We start from the raw sequence: 17900 nt of genomic DNA on the forward strand, positions 1-17900 counted from the left end.
GTTAACTCCGGTTTAACACCTGCGGATTAACGCAGGCGGATGGGTTGATCTGTTGGTTATCAAGAAAAGCCAGACACTGACGTGCTGCGCTCTGTGCAACGGCATCCAATGCCTGCGGGGTGGAACCGCCAATATGCGGAGTCACGATCAGGTTGCTGAGCGCGCGGAAGGGATGATCGGCAGCCAGCGGCTCAAGGGTCACCGTGTCCAGCGCTGCGGCACGCAGTTGCCCGCTTTGTAATGCGGCAGCCAGCGCCTCTTCATCAATCAATTCACCGCGTGCGGTGTTGATCAGCGTGGCTTGAGCAGGCAACTGTGCCAGGCGTTGCGCGTTGATCATCAAACGGGTTTTGGGCGTGACCGGACAGTGCAGACTCAGCATATTTGCCAGTGGCAGTAAATCGTCGAGTGAATCACAGCGTTGCGCCCCTTCAAAGTCACCATCAGCCGGAGCAGCGGGATCGAAAAATGCGACTTGCATCCCAATCACACTCGCGAAGCGCGCCACGCGGCGGCCGATTTCGCCAAAGCCGATCAGACCCAGGGTTTTGCCCTGTAGTTCTTCGCCATCACCGCTGCGGGTCCAGCGCCCGGCGGCGACTTCCTGCTGAAAATAGGGCAGACGGCGCGCGCAGTTCAGCATCAGCGCCAGCGTCAGTTCGGCAACAGATTGCGCATTGGTGGCGGGCGTGGTCAGCACCGGAATGCCACGTTCGGTAGCGGCAACCACATCAATATTGGTGACGCCCACGCCGTGTTTGCAGATGATTTTCAGCGTTGGACAAGCGTTGATGGCTTTCGCGTTCAATTCAACGGTGCGCGAGATCACCGCGTCATACGCCACGCTGCTCATACGCTGTTCAACTTCCGCAACGTCATTGGCGTCATCCAGATAATCGACCACACAGCCTGCTTCAGCGAGCAGTTCACGGCCGCCCTGGCCGAGGCTGGTAGTGGTCACGAGAAAGCGATAAGTCATGTCGGTTCTCCGATAGGGTTTACGTCATCCTGGCATCGACAACCGATAAAAAATATTCTGCGAAGGTTATTAATTCATTCCTGACAGGAATAATGACCTGAGACGGAAGCTGAATCGTCACACGCCATAATGTTGGAATTTTGTTAACAAACAGATCGCATGTTGCTGGGATTGTGTTCTGCTATACGCTTTAGGATTTTTACCTAAAAAATCGTTAAAAACGCAGAGTTAGCGGAGCGCAGCGGCCGTATATCAGCAGGCTAAAGACCGAACAAATAGTGTGATCTACTTCAAAAACCTCCCTCGGTACCCTGACACCCCTCAGTTATTTTATCGTCGTTGTTTTGAGCAAAGTGCGCCGCAAAGTTGCACAACTCATGCATTGCGCGTTTTTTAGCCGCACGAAATGATAAATGTAACTAAAGTTATAGAGTGTACCGTTTGGTTCATTAACAACTACATAATAGAACGCTTACATCATGTCTCACTCAAAAGATCTCTTCGCTGTGCTCGGCCGCGTCATGGCGGTGGGTCTGTTCTTCGCTTCCGGTCTCGACAAAATCACCCACTACGCAGACAACCTGCAAACCATGGCGAACAACGGTGTTCCGGCCTTTTTCCTGCCGCTGGTGATCCTGCTGGAAGTGGGGGGCGGTCTGGCCATTGCCTTTGGTTTTCTGACACGGTTCACAGCCATTTTTATGGCGGTGTTCTCGGTTCTGGCCGGATTCCTGTTCTATCAGGGATACAGCCACGCACACCTGATGGTGTGGTTAAAAAATATCTCCTGCGCTGCCGGTTTCCTGATGCTGTGTCTGAACGGCGGCGGTAAATGGAGCCTCGATCATCTGATTCAGCAACGTCTAGCACGTCATTAAGATTTTCACCTAAACCTTTAATTATTCAGGATAAAACCCATGAAAAAACTCCCGACAGTGCTGCTGTGCGGTGGACTTTTCTGTGCCGCGAGCCAGGCCGCCGAACCCGTTAACCAGGTCGCCGTATTAACCCATCACCAGGCGCAGCAGCTGGTGGAGAAAGCTGAGCAGATTATTGGCAGTCATCACATCGGCGGCGCGATTGCGGTGGTCGATCCTTTTGGTCAGCTGATCGCTTATGAGCGTCTGGATGGTGCCACGCTGGCCAACAGCGAACTCGCGCCGAAGAAAGCGCACTCGGCCGCCGCCTTTGGCGTGCCAACGTCCAGCTTCCAGCAGAAAATCGCTGCCGGTAATGTCGGCATGCTGGGTAACCCGGTGGTGGTGCCGCTGCCAGGCGGTGAGCCAGTGAAAGTGAACGGTGTGGTAGTGGGTGCCATTGGTGTCAGCACGCCAGATGGCAACGTGGATGCGGAAGCGGCGCAGGGCGCGCTGTCGGCGTTGAAAGCAGGTTAGCCATGGAAAGAAGACGTTTTTTACAACTGATGATGGCCACACCGGTCATCGTTTCTATCCCGTTGCAACCGCTGTTGGCCGCACCTGCTGATGCCTCACAAGCGCTGCTCTTGCGTGCCAGTGAACTGTTAACCGGACGCCGTGGCCTCGATATCGGCATCTCTGAACGGTTATGGACGCTGCTGTGTGAACAGGATGCAGGGTTTCCGGCTCAGCTAGCGCGCCTGATGACGCGTCTCAACGCGCTGCACAGCGAAGATCGTGAGCAGATCGTCGCGCAGCTGGATGACGCGGATGTGAAAACCGCGCTGACAATTATCTCGCCGTGGTATCTCGGCTATACCGGTCATCCGTCTACGACCAAAGCGGTGGATGACGCGCACTTCGTGACCTTCCTGTCGGCGCTGATGTATGAGCCCACGCGTGATCACACCATTCGCCCAAGTTATGCCAGAGCGGGCGGAGATTATTGGGCCGAAGTGCCTCCGGGCGTCACAGCGCCACCGATGTCCACCTTGATCCGCGAATGGGGCGATCAATCGCCCCTCGCCGCAAAGCAGATTAAACAGCCTGATGCACCCTGGTTACTGATGGTGCAGGGCAAAGCCAAAACCCTCGTGGAAGCCGAGGCGATGCTGGCGCAGCACAATACCCTATAACAAGAATCGAGCAGGTACATCATGAGTGAATTTGATGCTGACGTGGTGATCGTCGGCTCCGGTGCGCTGGGCGCCAACGCCGCTTATCAGCTGGCGAAAGCGGGCAAATCGGTGATTATGCTGGAAGCAGGGCCTTATATTCCACGCTGGAAAGTGGTGGAAAACTACCGAAACGGTGCCAGTAAACGTAACTGGTGCGCGCCGTATCCGAATCTGCCGTGGGCACCGAACTCTTACACCGAAGGTTATATCGATGCCAAAGGAGATGACGATTTCGAATACGTCACCAGCTACTTACGCGTAGCCGGCGGCAGTACGCGTCACTGGGCATCTGCCTGCTGGCGCTTGTTACCCAACGACTTCAAGCTGAAAAGCGTCTACGGCGTTGGCCGCGACTGGCCGTTTGAATACAGCGAGCTGGAGCCCTGGTATGTCAAAGCCGAGCGCGAAGTAGGGGTCGTCGGCACCGCCGATGAGGACCAAAGCGGGCAAGGGCGCGGTCATTATCCGCCACGTTCAGCGGAATATCCGCTGCCGCCGGAAGCCAAGCCGTATATGGTGCAGCGCATGCAATCAAAGCTGGGCCCGATGGGTTATCAGGTGATCCATGAGCCGCACGCCCGCGTGTCACGTCCCTATGATGGCCGTCCGGCTTGCGCGGGTAACAACAACTGCGAACCGATCTGCCCGATTGGCGCGATGTACTCCGGCGATATGCACGTCGATAAAGCGGTGGCGCTGGGTGTGCAGTTGCGCACCGAATGTGTGGCCTGGAAGCTGGAGAAAGGCGCAGGTAACAAGATCGTCGCGCTGCATTATCGCCAGCCTGATGGCAAAGACACGCGCCTCACCGCTAAAACTTTCATCATCGCCGCACACGGGCTGGAAACGCCGAAGCTGCTGCTGATGAATGACGTGGCCAATAGCTCCGATCAGGTCGGTCGTAACCTGATGGATCACACCGGTTTGAGCCTGACGTTCCTTGCAGACGAACCGCTGTGGACCGGGCGTGGATCCGTGCAGCACGGTACTATCGCCAATCGCCGCGATGAAGCCAGTCGTGCACAGCACTCTGCGATCCGTTATTCACTGCGTAACCTGGTGCCCAACGTTGATGTCACTGTGCCGCTGCTGAAGCAAGGCATGATGGGGCAAGCGCTGGATGATGCAATTCGTGACCGTGCCTCGCGCATCATGAACATCAGTACCATGAGTGAAACGCTGCCCAGTCCCACCAACCGCGTGACGCCAAATTACGATCGCAAAGATTCAATCGGCCTGCCGATGCTCAACGTCAATTACCATCTCGATGATTACGTGCGTGGTATGCGCCCGCAGGCGTACAAGGATTTCGCTAACTTCCTGCAGGCCTTTAACGGTGAAGTGATTGAAGCACCGACTGGCTGGCGTAATCAGTATCACATCATGGGCACCACCATCATGGGGGATAACCCGCGAGATTCAGTGGTCGATGCGCATTGCCGTAGCTGGGATCATCCCAATCTGTTCCTCGCCACCACCGGCGTGATGCCCACCTCTGCCACGGTAAACCCTACGTTGACGGGCATCGCGTTGGCACTGCGCATGGCTGATACCATCGCGAGGGAGATCTGATCATGCGCAAACATATCAGACATCTGGCTGCGGCAAGCCTGTTGCTGGCCGGCGCTGTGCAGGCGCAGGACGCCTCGCCGGATCTGGTCAAACGAGGGGAATATCTGGCCACCGCCGGTGACTGCTCGGCCTGTCATCGCGATCCGCACAGCGGCAAACCTTTCTCGGGCGGTTACGCGATTCAGTCACCGATGGGAATGATTTACGGTTCCAACATTACGCCGTCGAAAACCGCTGGGATTGGCAACTATAGCCTGGCGGATTTCACTGCGGTGATGCGCAAAGGCAAAGCACCGGGCAATCATTACCTCTATCCGGCGATGCCTTATACCTCATTTGCCGGGCTGTCAGATGAGGATATCCACGCGCTTTACTCCTATCTGATGCTGGGCGTGCCAGCCGATAATCATCCGGCCCCCGAAACCGATCTGCCATTCCCGTTCTCCTTCCGTCCGGTGATGGCGATGTGGAATCTGCTGTTCCTGGATAGCAAGGCCGTGCCGGGCAGCAATGCGGCATCAGGCAGTGCAGAACGGGGCGAATATTTGGTCCGTACGCTGGCGCACTGTTCCACCTGCCATACCCCACGTAACGGCATGATGGCGGAACAGGGCGATCGTTTCCTGTCGGGCGGTAAGGTTGGCAGCTGGACAGCACCGAATATCACGCCAGATGCACAGGCAGGTATCGGTGACTGGAGCGAAGCGGAGATTGTCACTTACCTGCGCACTGGTGCGCTGCACGGTAAAGCAATTGCCGCGGGTGAGATGGGCACCGCGGTGCAGAACTCGTTCTCCAAAATGCAGCAGAGCGATCTGGAGGCAATGGCGCACTACCTGAAGCAGGTGCCTGCGATTGGCGGCGCGGATCGTAAAGCGCCTTCGGTAGCGCCACAGCCTACACCGCTGTCGGCCATTGAAACCGGCATGAAAGATGAGATCGCCGATTATGTCTCCGGCGATGCGATGAGCGGGGCGCAGCTGTACAACGGAGCCTGTGCCACCTGCCACGCCAGTGACGGGCGCGGAACCCACGATGCTCAGCGTTTCTATCCCTCGCTGGTGGGATCTTCAGCGGTGCTGTCGGATGATCCCGCCAACCTGATCATGACGATTGCGGAAGGGGTCGATCGCCAGACTGGTAACGATCACGCCTTTATGCCGGAATTTCGTACGCAGTTTAGTCAGGCCGAACTGGCCAAAGTGGCGGACTACGTCTCTACCAACTTCGGCAACCCGCAGCATGCGATTACGCCAGCTGACGTTGAGCAAACGCTGAAAGGCGAAAGCGGCAGCTGGCTGGTGCGATACGCGCATGCGTTAAGCATCATCGGTGGCGTCGTTGCGCTGCTGGTGATCGTGATGGCATTGATCCTTTTCCTGCGCCGCCGGAAATAACTTTTACGGGCGGCGTTGACGTCGCCCGCATTCAAAACGGTATGACCCTTTAAGGAGTAACTTCAATGAAAAAGGCTTTATCCCTTGCGCTGTTGAGCGCCGCGCTGTTCGGTTCTGCTGCCGCGCATGCCACCCTGACGCAAACCATTCTTTCCCAGGGCGATGCGCAGAAGCTGATCGCGGCCGCGCAGGAAAAAGCGCACGCGCTGAACGCCAACGTCTGTATTGCCGTGTTGGATCAGTCAGGCCAGCTGCTGGCATTTAACCGTATGGACAATGCACCGGTCGGCTGTATCGATTCTTCCATTCTGAAAGGCCGTGCGGCTGCGTTGTATCGCACGCCAACAGACAAATATATGGATCGCGCCAACGGTAAAGAACCGGCTATCGCGACCTTACCGGGCGTCATTCCGCTCGGCGGCGGCTCACCGGTGGTGTGGCAGAACAACACCATTGGTGCGGTGGGCGTCAGCGGTTCTGCTAACCCGAATGAGATCGCCATCGCAAAAGCAGCAAGCGAGAGTTTTAAATAACGACGTATTTCGTTGCGAAGATATTGATGACATTAAGGTGCACCCTAAAGCACCGGCGGGCGGCCTGAGCGGCGCCCGCGTAACAAAACACTCTGCAGAACCCCATTTCATTACGCGCTCCTCCGACCTGCGCACCCATCAAGTTACTGCACCGGACGCCGATAGTCTTTTAAGCAGGATGTACGTGCACAGGGAGTGGTTCATTTCTAACTGAATAAGTGTCAACCCAGGAGCGCCATAATGGCCAAACACGCATCACCTAAGAAAACAATGAGCACCCGCACGCAGATGCTGCTGACGGGCGCCTTAACCATCACCCTTGGTTTTGCCGTCACCATCGGCGTGTTGAGCTGGCAGTCCAGTAACGAACAAAAGTCACTGGCTGAAAACTATCTCAAGAAAATTGCAGAAACGCAGGCGCTGCAAATCCAGCATGAGCTGAGTTATGCACGAGATGTCGCCCATAACCTTGGACACAGCCTGATCGCGCTGCCTGCGGCAGGGATTATGGATCGAAAGGTGGCTGACAAAGTGATGGAGTCTGCGTTGCGTGATAACCCAGACTACTTGTCGATTTCGGTGACCTTTGAAGAGAACGCCTTCGATGGACGTGACGCAGAGTTCGCTACCCAACCGAATGCCGCACCGAAGGGGCGTTATGCCTACTTTGTCGATCGCGATCAGAGCGGTACTTTTAACATTCATCCGCTGACCTCAATCTTTACCCCTGGTCAGGGAGACTACTATCTGCTGCCGCAGAAGAGCCAGAAAGACACGCTGATTGAACCTTATACCTATGCTTACAACGGCATTCCTACATTGCTGACATCCGTAGCTGCCCCGATTGTCAGTCAGGGGAAACTTTGGGGTGTCGTCACATCCGACATTTCCCTCGCGTCATTGCAAGAAAAGGTCAACAAAATCAGACCATGGGATGGCACGGGTTACGCCATGCTGCTGTCCAGCGCGGGCAATGTGGTGTCCTATCCGGACAAAAACCAGACCAGTAAGCCGTGGAAGGGCGACACACACAACTACAGCACGTCAGTGGTAGAGCAACATGACGCGTTATTGGGTGAAGATGGCATGGTCACCTGGCAGCCCATCGTGATCGGCAACAGCGATCAGAAATGGTATCTCGGCGTGGTCGCGCCGGTGAGCAAAGTGATGGCTGCAGCGCATCGCCAACTGGTCAACGCCGTGATCCTGATGATCATTAGCATTCTGGTGGTCTGCGCCCTGCTGGGGCTGTTATTCAGCCGCAAAGTATTGAAACCGATCGGTGGCGAGCCGCTGGAAGCCGCGACCATTGCGTTGGCGGTGGCGGACGGCAAGCTGGATAACGTCATCACACTGAAAGGGCGCGATAACAGCAGCCTGTTCTATGCGCTGCATACTATGCAAAACCAGCTGCGTGAGATTGTTGGGCAAATTCAGGACGCCAGTTCCTCCGTTCGTCAGGGCGCAGGCGAAATTGCCAGCGGCAACCTTAATCTGGCCTCGCGCACGGAAGAACAGGCGGCAGCCCTGGAACAAACCGCCGCCAGTATGGAGCAAATCACCGCCACAGTGAAACACAACGCCACTAATGCGCATCAGGCCACGGCGTTGACGGAAAACGCCACGCAGATCGCCAGCCGGGGTGAATCGCTGGTGGGTGAGGTGGTACAGACCATGGCGCAGATCGATGACAGTGCGAAGAAGATTGGCGATATCACTGCCATCATCAACAGCATCGCTTTCCAGACTAACATCCTTGCATTGAATGCGGCGGTGGAAGCGGCGCGTGCCGGCGAGCAGGGGCGTGGTTTCGCGGTGGTGGCTTCTGAAGTGCGTAATCTGGCGCAGCGCAGTGCTAACGCCGTGAAAGAGATTGCGGCGCTGATTGAGGAGTCGAGCCAGCGTGTCGGCAGCGGTGTTCAGCTGGTGCAGGACGCCGGTAAGACCATGCAGGAGATGACCCAGGCAGTGAATTCAGTGCGGACTATCATCGGTGAGATCGTGGTGGCATCCGATGAGCAGGCGCGCGGTATCAGCCAGGTCACCATCGCGGTGAATGAAATGGACGGCACCACCCAGCAGAACGCCGCGCTGGTGCAACAGATGTCGGCGGCGGCCAGTTCGCTGGAAGACCAGGCTGCACAACTGGCGCAAACGGTAGGGCGTTTTCAGTTGAGTTGAGCCAGCCGTCTGCGTTGAAGACCTTGTCACAACGGGCCGCGCCTTATAACGTAAGGCGCGGCCTTGTGCTATTTGCTCATGGCCGACAATGACTTCCACACATCGGGAACCCTCATGAATCGCCAGCAACTGTTCGAACACATCAGCCGAACCTACCAAATTGAACCCGACTATCCGTGGAAAAAACACAGTGAATACGCGGTTCTGCGGCATCCGCGCCACCGTAAATGGTTTGCGCTGGTGTTCCCGCTGGAGAGCCACAAACTCGGATTGGACGCAGGCCCGGTGGTTCAGGTGATGAATATCAAAACCCGTCCCGAACTCACCGGTTCACTGCGCCAGCAGCACGGCGTCTATCCGGCTTATCACATGAACAAAGAGCACTGGATCAGCCTGACGCTGGAAAATGGCTTGCCGGATAGCGAGATCATTGCACTGCTGGATGAGAGCTTTAGCTTAACGTTTTAGGTTTTCGCGCCAGGATGACATTGAGCGGTGACATCGGGAACGGCTGCATCCGTTGGACGCGCTCAATATCAAATCCTGCCTGCCGCAATTCCTCGCACAACACACCCTCATTCGTGACGTTGTAACCTCGCATCATTAACGGGGTAAAAAATGGCAGTACCTGCCGTGCTTCCTCTGGCTGCTCAGGGACTTCTGCATGGGCGCTGAGCAGCAATCCGCCTGGCTTTAAGCGTGTGAACCACTCGCGCAGCATCGCCTGTCTGTCCGCCATAAAGTAAAGAAATGATGAACTCCAGATAATGTCCACCTGACGCCCTTCAGGCAATTTCGCCAGCGCGCAACAGCGATCGCTCAGGCCGGCTTTTTCGATATTGCGCTGTGCAACGGTGGCGGTTTGAGGCAGGTCGAGCACGATCACCGAAAGCTGCGGAAAGCGTTGCGCTAACGCAATGCTGATCAACCCCGGACCGCCACCCATATCCAGCAGTAGCGCCGGACATTGAAAATCAGCCAGGGTATCAGCGATTGCGCATGCGGTGTCCGCGCTCAGCGCACGCTGCTCCTGGGCGATTTGATGCAAGGCGGCATCCGCCCACGCGGTATCGATTTGCAAAGGATCCTGCCAGCCGGGTTCCGCCTGCGTCAGCAGTTGTGGCATCCGCTGAGCGAACTGCTGTAACACCTGATGACGATAGCGCCAGGCGTCACCGATATAGCAGTGACTGTCGTGACACAGATAAGTATGGACATTGGGCGCCAGCACAAAGCAGTCAGCTTCATGCGTGAGCAGTTCGGTGCTCCATAACAGGCGTAACAAATGATAGGTCTGATGCGGCTGCCAGTCATAATGTTGAGAGACTTGCGCAGCGGTGGCGGGTAGCGCCATGAAATCAAACAAGCGATGTTCAAATGCAAACGCCACAGCGCCGTTGAGGGCGTGCTGAGCCAGCAGATGATCGAGGGTAGGAAGCGGTGAACGCATGGCAATCTCCTGAACAGGTAACGTAAACATCAGACTAGCCTTTGGCGTAAATGCAATTTATTCTCATTTGTCTGCGATACGGTGATTTAACTCTGCGTGAGGAGAAAGGATGCAAAAACCAGGTGAAATGCGTGTGCGCCAGCATCAACTGTCGCGAGAGATGCGCATGGTGCAATCGGATTACTGGCCGGTGCAGGCACTCTGCGAGTCCTCACAACCCGCTAACGAGCAGCCACAGCTGGTGCTGACTTTTGGTGTGCAGGGAGAATCGCGCTTTAGGGAAAGCAACGGACGTGAGATTGCTTTCAGTGCCGGGCATCTTACCGTGACCAGTTTTCAGGCCAGCCAGGGCGAGCGTTTGTATCGCGCGGGTGAGCGGGTGCAGCAGGTGCGCCTGATTCTCAGTGCGGCGAATGTGCGCCATTATTTTGGTGAACAGGCTGCAGAAGGATTGTTACAGCCTCAGCTTAAGCGCCATCTTTTTAGCCGTTTCGGCCACGCCACCGCGGCGCAACTCAGCCAGGTGCATGAGGATCCGTTGTTACTGGAAATTCAGGCGCTCAGCCTGTTGGCGTTGCATCGTCATCAGCTCCAACCCACGAATACTCAACACAAACTGCATCCACAGAGGGTTGAACGGCTGGAACAGGCACGCGACTGGATGCGCAATCATCTGGCTGATGCTTTCTCGCTGAGTGCGCTGGCGCTGGCGGCAGGGTTAAGTGACCACCAGTTGAAAACAGGGTTTCAGCAGCATTTTCACTGCACGCCGGGCGCGATGCTGTTACAGATGCGCATGGAGCACGCGTATCGCTTGCTGGAGGAGGGATTTCAGGTGGCTCAGGCGGCATGGCAGGTGGGATATCAACATCCGCGCAATTTCAGCGTCGCGTTTCAACGCTATTTTGGACGCCCGGCCAGTGCGATTACCGGGCGCAGAAGAGAATGGTAATGCAGGCTATAAAACGACAATGTCTATTGATAAATCATGCTCGGCTGTTTTTGAAAGGACTGAAGTAGGGTATTGAATGTATGGATTGATATGATTAGAACGTAATAGAAAGAAACAATGAACGTGATGTAACACATTGTTTTCAAATTTCTCATGGAATTTAATTAACTTATGATTGTAATTGTTAGTTATAACATTAAGGCTGCGAAATGAACTTTTCTTTTGATTCAATATTTAGTTATATATCTGATTTGCTTGAAAATAAACCATTATTTATATTAATTGTCACTATCGTATTGATTTTGACACTTTATTATTTTAAAAGGAAGGCAGGTTCAGGTTTTTCATTAGCCTATAGGTTTCATAAATTTTTGTTTGGCACTGGGCTTCAGAACAAAAAAGACCTCATACATGAAATAAATAGCATTGAGCAGTTTAATTTCTTTTTTAATACTCGAGCGATATCCATTTCTCAAAAGAAATCATTTGAAAAATGGATAAAGAAATATGAGCTTGATTTTAAAATCATTGGCAAGCTTAAAAATAACTTGAATATGGATAATTTGAAAATTACTAAGTATTCCTGGCGATATCTGACAATTCTGTTAGCCATTATATTGCTAATTTTCACTTCGTCATTCGGAAGTGCAATTGTAGCAATAAAGCCTGCGGGCCTGATCAACATAAATAATACTGGCTGGTTTTGGTTCAATGAACAAGGAGCTGAAGAATATGATTTTTTTGGTAAAGGGGATTGGGGTTTTACCCCAAAAGATTGTGAAAATCAAAAATCAATTCGAAGCACACTACCATCTAAAACAGTCGAGGTTATCTGCAATTCATTTAATAAAGAAAAGGATAAGATTTACATAAGCAAACTTATAAAAAAACAGAGGTGGTTTTTTGGCGGTCTGACATTCTTAATCGGAGTTATTTTGTATTCTATGTTTAGGCATGCAGTCGTCGTATTAGTGACTTATGAAGTTAGAAGGATGGTTTTTGCCAAGATTCGCAGATATAGAAATCAAAGATCATGGCGACATTTGAGAAGAGATAATACTAAAAACACGAATGATCCTAATGAATCATTAAAAAATTAACAATTTTAAAAACAACGTTTATTGGACGCCCGGCCAGTGCGATTACCGGGCGCAGAAAGCAGGATTAGCGTGAACGACGAGACGGCATCATGCGCAGTAACGTGTTGTCTTTGAATAAATAATGATGCGCCAGTGCCGCAACGGCATGAATACCAATCAGCCAGTAGCCGTAAGGGGCGAGTGTTTCATGCCAGTCTGCAATGCTGTCAGCAAAATCAGGATCGGGATCGCCGCTCACCGGCATCGGAATACCAAAAATCCACCAGGTGCGGCCCATATAGAAGCGCGACAAAATGCCGAGAATCGGCAACACAATAAAGAACAGGTAGATCGCCAGATGCATCAGGTGAGCGAGGCCGGTTTGCCAGTGTGGCGGTTTAGGGACTATCGCCGGGCTGCGATGACGAAAGCGCAGAATGACGCGTGACAGCATCAGCACCAGCACACAACTCCCTGCGCTGAAATGACCAATGATCATGGCAAAGCCCTGCCAGGATCCGCGCGTCGCTAATCCGCGAAATTCCATGGTGCAATAGGCCGTGACGACCAGCAAGAAGGTCAGCCAGTGGAGAAAAATCTGCGAAGGGGCGTATTTGGTGCTCATCATTTATTCCATCAAAAGGCGTAGCAGAAGCGCTAACATAGCGGAAAGCGTACTGAATTAATTCATATTTTGACACATCCCCCGACGAAATGCTTACCGCTGGGCTTCCGATGCCTGCATCAGTTGGCTGAGTAAAGACTGCAGTTGCTGTTGCTGATCAGCACTTAACGTTGCCAGTTGATCACGCTGCGTCTCAGTATGAACCAGCAGGGCTTGCTCAATCTTTTCACGTCCGGCATCGGTTAAGGCAACCAGCATGCTGCGTTTATCCTCGGGATCGGCCACGCGTTCAATGGATCCCACCTCCTCAAGACGATTGAGCCGATTAGTCATTGCGCCAGAAGTAATCAGCAGCGATTTGTACAACTGCGTGGGGGAAAGGCAATAGGGAGGGCCCGCACGACGCAACGTAGCGAGCACATCAAACTCCCCATCGCGAAAATGGAAAGGAGCCAGTGCCTCCGCGCGTCGGGTGGCGAGGTGCTTCATGATGCGCAACATGCGGCCAAATATCGCCATTGACGAGGCATCCAACTCCGGCATGGCGTTGGCCCACTGCTCGATAACAAAATCAACGTGGTCGGTCATATTTCCCCTCGAATGTGTTGCTTTGTGCGCATCCCTCTATCGAAATGCCGCAAAGTATCTTAACGTTAAGATACTTTCGACGCACATGGAGATGCAAAGTGACTCGTACCTTACCTGCTTTAGGCATGTTTGCTTTACTGGTTTTCATCATCGCACTGAATTTAAGACCGATCATGGCCGCCATCGGACCGTTGTTTCCGCTACTGCAACGCGAATCCCACCTCAACGCCACGCAACTCAGTTTACTCACCACCTTGCCGGTGGTGATGATGGGGTTGTCTGCCCTGGTGGGGCCGTGGTTGCTGCGTTGCGTTGGTGAGGTGCGCGGGATCGCTGCCGGTTTGATTCTTTTGGCGTTAGCTTGCCTTGTGCGCGGTGCTGTCCCAACTGCTGAGATGCTGATTGCCAGTGCGCTGGTGGCGGGTATCGGCATAGGCTTAATTCAGGCCTTGATGCCGGCGCTGATTAAACGGCACTTTGCTGCACAGGCCGGCACGCTAATGGCACTGTTTACCACCGGGATTATGGCGGGTGCAGCGCTGGCTGCCGCGACGGCCGCCCCATTGGCGGATGCGCAGGGGTTGGGCATGGCGCTTGCCATACCCGTTGTGCCCGCGATTGTTGCGGTACTGCTGTGGTTAATCACGTTGCGCAATATCGTTCCCGCTGCTCACGTTCATCGTGCTACAACTGCGCGAACGGGCCGTACCTGGTTACTCATGGTGTTCTTCGGAATTGGTACGGGGGCTTACACGCTGGTATTAGCCTGGCTGCCGCCGTTTTATATGCAGCATGGCTGGACGCCGCAGCACAGCGGCTATGTGCTCGGTGCACTGACGCTAACGGAAGTGGTGGCGGGCTTTATCGTGTCGGGCTTAATCCATCGCTACCGTGACCGCCGTTTTCCGCTGTTGCTGGTGCTGACCTCCCTGCTGCTGGGATTAATCAGCCTGATGTGGCTGGGTGGCGCGCTGGCCTGGTTGCCCACTGTGCTGCTCGGATTGGGGATTGGTGCACTGTTTCCGCTATCACTGATCGTGACGCTCGACCATGCGCATTCCCCTGAAGAGGCGGCGGGAATGTTATCCTTTGTGCAAGGCGGCGGCTATTTGCTGGCCGCGCTAATGCCCTTGATGGCCGGCATTGTCCGCGATCGTGCCGACTCACTGGATAGCGCATGGGCCATTATGAGCGTCGGGATGGTGGTTTTAATGGTGATGGCATTGTGTTTTAAACCCCAGCGATAACCGGGCTTGTCTGCTTGCAGAAGGTACAAGGCAGCGCATACCATTGCGAGCGATTAACACAATCAGGAGCTTTTATGTCACCACAAGTGGGTGTAGGCGTTTTGATTTTCCGTGAAGGAAAACTGCTGCTGGGCCGCCGCAAGGGCAGCCACGGTGCAGGGAATTGGTCAGCACCGGGCGGGCATCTGGAGTTTGGTGAATCTCCGGATGAGTGCGCACGACGTGAAGTGTTTGAAGAAACCGGATTAACCCTGACCGAATTGCAAAACGGCGCATTCACCAGTGATGTGTTCCCTGAGGCCAACAAGCACTACATCACCTTGCTGCTGGTGGCACATCACCCGCAGGGGGAACCGCAGTTGATGGAGCCGGAAAAGTGCGAAGGCTGGCAGTGGTTTGCACCTGAAGCCTTGCCGCAGCCGCTGTTCGCGCCGCTGCGCACATGGATTGTTCGCGATGGCTTAGCCGCGTTGCAACATCTCGCACAGGTTACAGCGCGATAATCGCCTCAATCTCAACCTTCAGATCCGGTGAGAACAGCTGGCTAATTTGCACCAGCGAACTGGCGGGTAGATGCCCGCCATAATGTTTAAAGAGTACGGCCCGAAGATCATTAATCTGGGCAAAGGAGGTGATGAAAATGGTCACTTTAATCAGATGGCTCAGCGAGGTATTTTCGGAAGCCGCAATCAGGTGCAGCTGCTGAAAGATAGCCTCAGCCTGTGAGGCAATATCGCCTTGCTGCGCGGGTGTGGCAAAGGCTGTTAAACCTGAAACATATAAGGTGTTGCCATGCTTCACCGCGTGCACATAGGGCGCTTTCACTTCGCCCAGTTCCGGGTAATTTTTGCGTATCAACATCGATTGCTCCTTAATCCAGTTTTAACACCATCACCGTGACGTCCTCATCGGCGATATTTTGCTGTTCCACGTCCTGCCAGCCAAAGCGGCGATACATGGCCTGTTGGTCAGGTGTATACAGCCAAAGTGCAGGGATCGATTTTGCTCGCGCTTCGGCAATCAGGCGGGTCACTAATGCACTGGCCAACCCTTTGCCGCGATGTTCGCGAGCGGTGATCACTTCACCCAGCCAAAATTCACGCTCGGGGATGTCACTCAATTCGTAATGGATGATGCTGGCGGTGGCCATCAATTCGCCCTCGTGCGTGGTGGCAAACAGCGTCATCGTTTGGGCATCAGCGGCATTGCGTGATTGCAGCCGTTGGCGGATCACATCGAGGTCATGCCAGTTAGGTAGCTCGGACCATTCGCGGTGTAGCATGTCAGCAATCTCATCATAGAAATGTGACATTTGGGCCAGACAGTGTATCTGCATCCATTATTCTTCTAGGCTAACAGAGGAGTCAAACAACATAACCGTTAACCTCGAAAGGAACCAGGCTATTCGCCTGGTTCTTATGCTTAGGTTGTCTGGTTGGCCAAAGCCACCGCATCTTCCCCGGCAGGAATGCGCATTGGTGCGTTGGGATCGGTTGCCGCTTGCCATATCGCGGCGGCGACATCTTCGGCTTTGGTGGTGGGCTGCGGTTGGTGCATGCCCGCCATAATCCCATCCAGCATCGGTTGGTAGGCGTCGAGGAAGGTTTGCTCCATGCGCGGCATGGCGTTCTTGCCGAAATCGGTGGTGGGCGCCATGCCTGGCAACACCAGCCGCACATTAACATTAAACGGCTGCAACTCCAGCGCCAGTGATTCGGTAAACGCATTGACGGCGGCTTTACTGCCGGTATACACCGCCAGCAACGGCAGAGATTTCAGCGTCACGGTTGAGGTCACATTGATCACCGTACCGCCCCGTCTGGCGCGGAACTGAGGCAGCACCGCCTGCGTCATGGCGATAGTGCCCAGCGTGTTAGTCTCAAACACTTCTCGTGCCGTTGACATCGGCATGCCTTCCAGTGAGGTCAGCACGCCTATTCCGGCGTTGTTCACCAGCACGTCGACCTCGCCTGCGTCAGCGATTGCCTGACTGATGCTTTCGGCGTTGCTGACGTCCAACGGCAACAGGCGCAAATTTTCCGAAGCCGGGAATAGCTCGGGGCGAGGATGACGCATAGTGGCAATCACTTTCCAGCCGCGTTCCAGAAAATAGAGCGCGGTGGCGTGACCAAAGCCGGAAGAACAGCCGGTGATAAGGATCGTTTTCATCTTTCACTCCTGCATTGCATTGGGTAGATGCTCACTATAGAGTCAGCGAGATGGACTCACTACAATGCAAAGTCCACGTTTCATTCGGAGGAGTCCATAATGATCGATCCCCTTGCTGAGATAGTGTCGCTGCTGCAACCTCAGGCGGCCTTTTCCAAACGTGCACGCGCCAATGGTCGCTGGCGCGTCAATCGCAGTGAAACAGGACAGCCGTTTTACTGCCTGGTACTGGCTGGGCGCAGTCAATTGAAGATGAAAGGGCATGAACCCATCTCACTTGAGCAGGGCGATTTTATCCTGATCCCGGCGGCGTGGGAGTTCTGCATGAGCAGTGCCGAGCCACCCGATGACGATGCGCCTGAAACACTACCCGAAATGCTTAGCCCCGGTGAATTCTGGATTGGCGATCAGCAGCAGCCTGCCGAAGTGCAAACGCTGATTGGTTATTGCCAGTTCGGTGCGCCCGACGCGGGATTGATCGTCTCGCTGTTACCCCAATTTATTCATATTCGCGGGGAGTCACGGTTGACCACGCTGGTACAACTGGTGATGGATGAGTGTCGTGCGCAGCGGCCCGCGCGCCATGTGGTATTGGAACGTTTGCTGGAACTGCTGCTGATTGAGGCGCTGCGTTCGATGCCAATCTGTGATGCTTACCCTGGCGTGATGAGTGGTTTAGCCGACGAACGTCTGGCGGCGGCCATCCGCGACATTCACGCCAACCCGGCGCATCCCTGGACCGTGGCGCAATTAGCCAAAGTTTCCGCGCTATCCCGTTCGGCATTCTTTGTGCGTTTCCGCGCAGCAGTGGGCGTAGCACCGATGGTTTATCTGCTCACCTGGCGCATGGCTTTGGCCAAAAATTTACTGCGTGGCAAAAATATGGCGGTAGCGGATGTCGCAGAACGCGTCGGCTATCGTTCCGCCAGCGCGTTTAGTGTGGCCTTCACCCGTTATGTGGGGCAACCACCCGCATGGTTTGCCGCAGGTCAGGATATTTAGCGATAAAGCTTAAAATTACCTGTAAGGCTGG

At 54.4% G+C, this 17900-nt stretch carries 20 protein-coding genes; 13 read left to right on the plus strand and 7 right to left on the minus strand.

Translation table 11 applies throughout. From position 1 onward, the window contains the following. Position 1 precedes the first annotated feature (1 nt). Positions 2 to 979 (minus strand): hydroxyacid dehydrogenase, encoded by a 978-nt coding sequence (locus AC6I8L_RS21565; RefSeq protein WP_498014718.1) that lies wholly within the window; start codon positions 977 to 979, stop codon positions 2 to 4. Between the two features lie 479 nt (positions 980 to 1458). Here AC6I8L_RS21565 and AC6I8L_RS21570 point away from each other — a divergent pair, with 479 nt between their 5' ends. From AC6I8L_RS21570 to AC6I8L_RS21605, 8 genes are all read left to right on the plus strand, one after another. Further along, the gene (locus AC6I8L_RS21570) at positions 1459 to 1857 is read left to right on the plus strand and encodes a DoxX family protein (protein WP_058961083.1); all 399 of its coding nucleotides are present in this window, start codon (positions 1459 to 1461) and stop codon (positions 1855 to 1857) included. A 39-nt stretch (positions 1858 to 1896) separates the two neighbouring features. Then, a complete protein-coding gene (locus tag AC6I8L_RS21575; protein ID WP_034829790.1) occupies positions 1897 to 2373 on the plus strand; it encodes a GlcG/HbpS family heme-binding protein in 477 nt (158 codons plus the stop codon). A gap of 2 nt (positions 2374 to 2375) precedes the next feature. Further along, on the plus strand, positions 2376 to 3032 hold the full coding sequence (locus AC6I8L_RS21580; protein WP_058961081.1) for a sugar dehydrogenase complex small subunit: 657 nt from the start codon (positions 2376 to 2378) through the stop codon (positions 3030 to 3032). A gap of 21 nt (positions 3033 to 3053) precedes the next feature. Further along, complete coding sequence (locus AC6I8L_RS21585) at positions 3054 to 4646, plus strand: GMC family oxidoreductase (RefSeq protein ID WP_058961080.1); 1593 nt, start codon at positions 3054 to 3056, stop codon at positions 4644 to 4646. A 2-nt stretch (positions 4647 to 4648) separates the two neighbouring features. Next, complete coding sequence (locus AC6I8L_RS21590) at positions 4649 to 6043, plus strand: cytochrome c (RefSeq protein WP_058961079.1); 1395 nt, start codon at positions 4649 to 4651, stop codon at positions 6041 to 6043. A 65-nt stretch (positions 6044 to 6108) separates the two neighbouring features. Continuing rightward, on the plus strand, positions 6109 to 6576 hold the full coding sequence (locus AC6I8L_RS21595; protein ID WP_058961078.1) for a GlcG/HbpS family heme-binding protein: 468 nt from the start codon (positions 6109 to 6111) through the stop codon (positions 6574 to 6576). A 240-nt stretch (positions 6577 to 6816) separates the two neighbouring features. Continuing rightward, complete coding sequence (locus tag AC6I8L_RS21600) at positions 6817 to 8757, plus strand: methyl-accepting chemotaxis protein (RefSeq protein WP_058961077.1); 1941 nt, start codon at positions 6817 to 6819, stop codon at positions 8755 to 8757. A gap of 114 nt (positions 8758 to 8871) precedes the next feature. Then, positions 8872 to 9225, plus strand: coding sequence for an MmcQ/YjbR family DNA-binding protein (locus AC6I8L_RS21605; RefSeq protein WP_034829796.1), 354 nt, complete (start codon positions 8872 to 8874; stop codon positions 9223 to 9225). Here AC6I8L_RS21605 and AC6I8L_RS21610 read toward each other — a convergent pair. Further along, a complete protein-coding gene (locus AC6I8L_RS21610; RefSeq protein WP_058961076.1) occupies positions 9209 to 10207 on the minus strand; it encodes a class I SAM-dependent methyltransferase in 999 nt (332 codons plus the stop codon). The genes AC6I8L_RS21605 and AC6I8L_RS21610 overlap by 17 nt on opposite strands. A gap of 109 nt (positions 10208 to 10316) precedes the next feature. Between AC6I8L_RS21610 and AC6I8L_RS21615 the strand changes: the two genes are divergently transcribed. Beyond that, positions 10317 to 11159: a helix-turn-helix domain-containing protein gene (locus tag AC6I8L_RS21615; RefSeq protein ID WP_058961075.1), complete on the plus strand. Its 843-nt coding sequence runs from the start codon at positions 10317 to 10319 to the stop codon at positions 11157 to 11159. A gap of 209 nt (positions 11160 to 11368) precedes the next feature. Beyond that, positions 11369 to 12259, plus strand: coding sequence for a DUF6216 family protein (locus AC6I8L_RS21620; protein ID WP_479401667.1), 891 nt, complete (start codon positions 11369 to 11371; stop codon positions 12257 to 12259). A gap of 64 nt (positions 12260 to 12323) precedes the next feature. Here the strand turns inward: AC6I8L_RS21620 and cybB are convergent, their stop codons facing one another. After that, positions 12324 to 12863: a cytochrome b561 gene (cybB, locus tag AC6I8L_RS21625; protein ID WP_034829799.1), complete on the minus strand. Its 540-nt coding sequence runs from the start codon at positions 12861 to 12863 to the stop codon at positions 12324 to 12326. A 93-nt stretch (positions 12864 to 12956) separates the two neighbouring features. Further along, positions 12957 to 13451: a MarR family winged helix-turn-helix transcriptional regulator gene (locus tag AC6I8L_RS21630; RefSeq protein WP_058961073.1), complete on the minus strand. Its 495-nt coding sequence runs from the start codon at positions 13449 to 13451 to the stop codon at positions 12957 to 12959. Between the two features lie 98 nt (positions 13452 to 13549). Here AC6I8L_RS21630 and AC6I8L_RS21635 point away from each other — a divergent pair, with 98 nt between their 5' ends. Both AC6I8L_RS21635 and AC6I8L_RS21640 read left to right on the plus strand, forming a co-directional pair. Continuing rightward, positions 13550 to 14698 carry an MFS transporter gene (locus AC6I8L_RS21635; RefSeq protein WP_236699762.1) on the plus strand — a complete coding sequence of 383 codons (1149 nt, stop codon included), beginning with the start codon at positions 13550 to 13552 and terminating at the stop codon, positions 14696 to 14698. Positions 14699 to 14772: 74 nt separating this feature from the next. Then, the gene (locus tag AC6I8L_RS21640) at positions 14773 to 15201 is read left to right on the plus strand and encodes a nucleotide triphosphate diphosphatase NUDT15 (RefSeq protein ID WP_058961071.1); all 429 of its coding nucleotides are present in this window, start codon (positions 14773 to 14775) and stop codon (positions 15199 to 15201) included. Here the strand turns inward: AC6I8L_RS21640 and AC6I8L_RS21645 are convergent. The 3 genes from AC6I8L_RS21645 to AC6I8L_RS21655 form a co-directional block, all read right to left on the minus strand. Beyond that, positions 15188 to 15559 (minus strand): RidA family protein, encoded by a 372-nt coding sequence (locus AC6I8L_RS21645; RefSeq protein WP_058961070.1) that lies wholly within the window; start codon positions 15557 to 15559, stop codon positions 15188 to 15190. The two genes, AC6I8L_RS21640 and AC6I8L_RS21645, sit on opposite strands and share 14 nt — an antisense overlap. A gap of 10 nt (positions 15560 to 15569) precedes the next feature. Continuing rightward, a complete protein-coding gene (locus AC6I8L_RS21650) occupies positions 15570 to 16010 on the minus strand; it encodes a GNAT family N-acetyltransferase (protein WP_236699761.1) in 441 nt (146 codons plus the stop codon). A 110-nt stretch (positions 16011 to 16120) separates the two neighbouring features. Beyond that, a complete protein-coding gene (locus AC6I8L_RS21655; RefSeq protein ID WP_058961068.1) occupies positions 16121 to 16867 on the minus strand; it encodes an SDR family oxidoreductase in 747 nt (248 codons plus the stop codon). Positions 16868 to 16966: 99 nt separating this feature from the next. On the opposite strand from AC6I8L_RS21655, the gene AC6I8L_RS21660 reads away from it, so the two are divergent. After that, positions 16967 to 17869 carry an AraC family transcriptional regulator gene (locus tag AC6I8L_RS21660; RefSeq protein WP_058961067.1) on the plus strand — a complete coding sequence of 301 codons (903 nt, stop codon included), beginning with the start codon at positions 16967 to 16969 and terminating at the stop codon, positions 17867 to 17869. Positions 17870 to 17900: the final 31 nt, after the last annotated feature.

It is taken from the genome of Type-E symbiont of Plautia stali (assembly GCF_059731115.1).

Bases quoted from the DNA above. Each gene is read 5' to 3' on its own strand.
- AC6I8L_RS21645 (WP_058961070.1), bottom strand. From the start codon at position 15,559: ATGTTGATACGCAAAAATTACCCGGAACTGGGCGAAGTGAAAGCGCCC.
- AC6I8L_RS21575 (WP_034829790.1), top strand. From the start codon at position 1,897: ATGAAAAAACTCCCGACAGTGCTGCTGTGCGGTGGACTTTTCTGTGCC.
- AC6I8L_RS21585 (WP_058961080.1), top strand. From the start codon at position 3,054: ATGAGTGAATTTGATGCTGACGTGGTGATCGTCGGCTCCGGTGCGCTG.
- AC6I8L_RS21615 (WP_058961075.1), top strand. From the start codon at position 10,317: ATGCAAAAACCAGGTGAAATGCGTGTGCGCCAGCATCAACTGTCGCGA.
- AC6I8L_RS21610 (WP_058961076.1), bottom strand. From the start codon at position 10,207: ATGCGTTCACCGCTTCCTACCCTCGATCATCTGCTGGCTCAGCACGCC.
- AC6I8L_RS21580 (WP_058961081.1), top strand. From the start codon at position 2,376: ATGGAAAGAAGACGTTTTTTACAACTGATGATGGCCACACCGGTCATC.
- AC6I8L_RS21660 (WP_058961067.1), top strand. From the start codon at position 16,967: ATGATCGATCCCCTTGCTGAGATAGTGTCGCTGCTGCAACCTCAGGCG.
- AC6I8L_RS21570 (WP_058961083.1), top strand. From the start codon at position 1,459: ATGTCTCACTCAAAAGATCTCTTCGCTGTGCTCGGCCGCGTCATGGCG.
- AC6I8L_RS21620 (WP_479401667.1), top strand. From the start codon at position 11,369: ATGAACTTTTCTTTTGATTCAATATTTAGTTATATATCTGATTTGCTT.
- AC6I8L_RS21655 (WP_058961068.1), bottom strand. From the start codon at position 16,867: ATGAAAACGATCCTTATCACCGGCTGTTCTTCCGGCTTTGGTCACGCC.
- AC6I8L_RS21595 (WP_058961078.1), top strand. From the start codon at position 6,109: ATGAAAAAGGCTTTATCCCTTGCGCTGTTGAGCGCCGCGCTGTTCGGT.
- AC6I8L_RS21590 (WP_058961079.1), top strand. From the start codon at position 4,649: ATGCGCAAACATATCAGACATCTGGCTGCGGCAAGCCTGTTGCTGGCC.
- AC6I8L_RS21630 (WP_058961073.1), bottom strand. From the start codon at position 13,451: ATGACCGACCACGTTGATTTTGTTATCGAGCAGTGGGCCAACGCCATG.
- AC6I8L_RS21600 (WP_058961077.1), top strand. From the start codon at position 6,817: ATGGCCAAACACGCATCACCTAAGAAAACAATGAGCACCCGCACGCAG.
- AC6I8L_RS21605 (WP_034829796.1), top strand. From the start codon at position 8,872: ATGAATCGCCAGCAACTGTTCGAACACATCAGCCGAACCTACCAAATT.
- AC6I8L_RS21650 (WP_236699761.1), bottom strand. From the start codon at position 16,010: ATGTCACATTTCTATGATGAGATTGCTGACATGCTACACCGCGAATGG.
- AC6I8L_RS21640 (WP_058961071.1), top strand. From the start codon at position 14,773: ATGTCACCACAAGTGGGTGTAGGCGTTTTGATTTTCCGTGAAGGAAAA.
- AC6I8L_RS21565 (WP_498014718.1), bottom strand. From the start codon at position 979: ATGACTTATCGCTTTCTCGTGACCACTACCAGCCTCGGCCAGGGCGGC.
- cybB (WP_034829799.1), bottom strand. From the start codon at position 12,863: ATGAGCACCAAATACGCCCCTTCGCAGATTTTTCTCCACTGGCTGACC.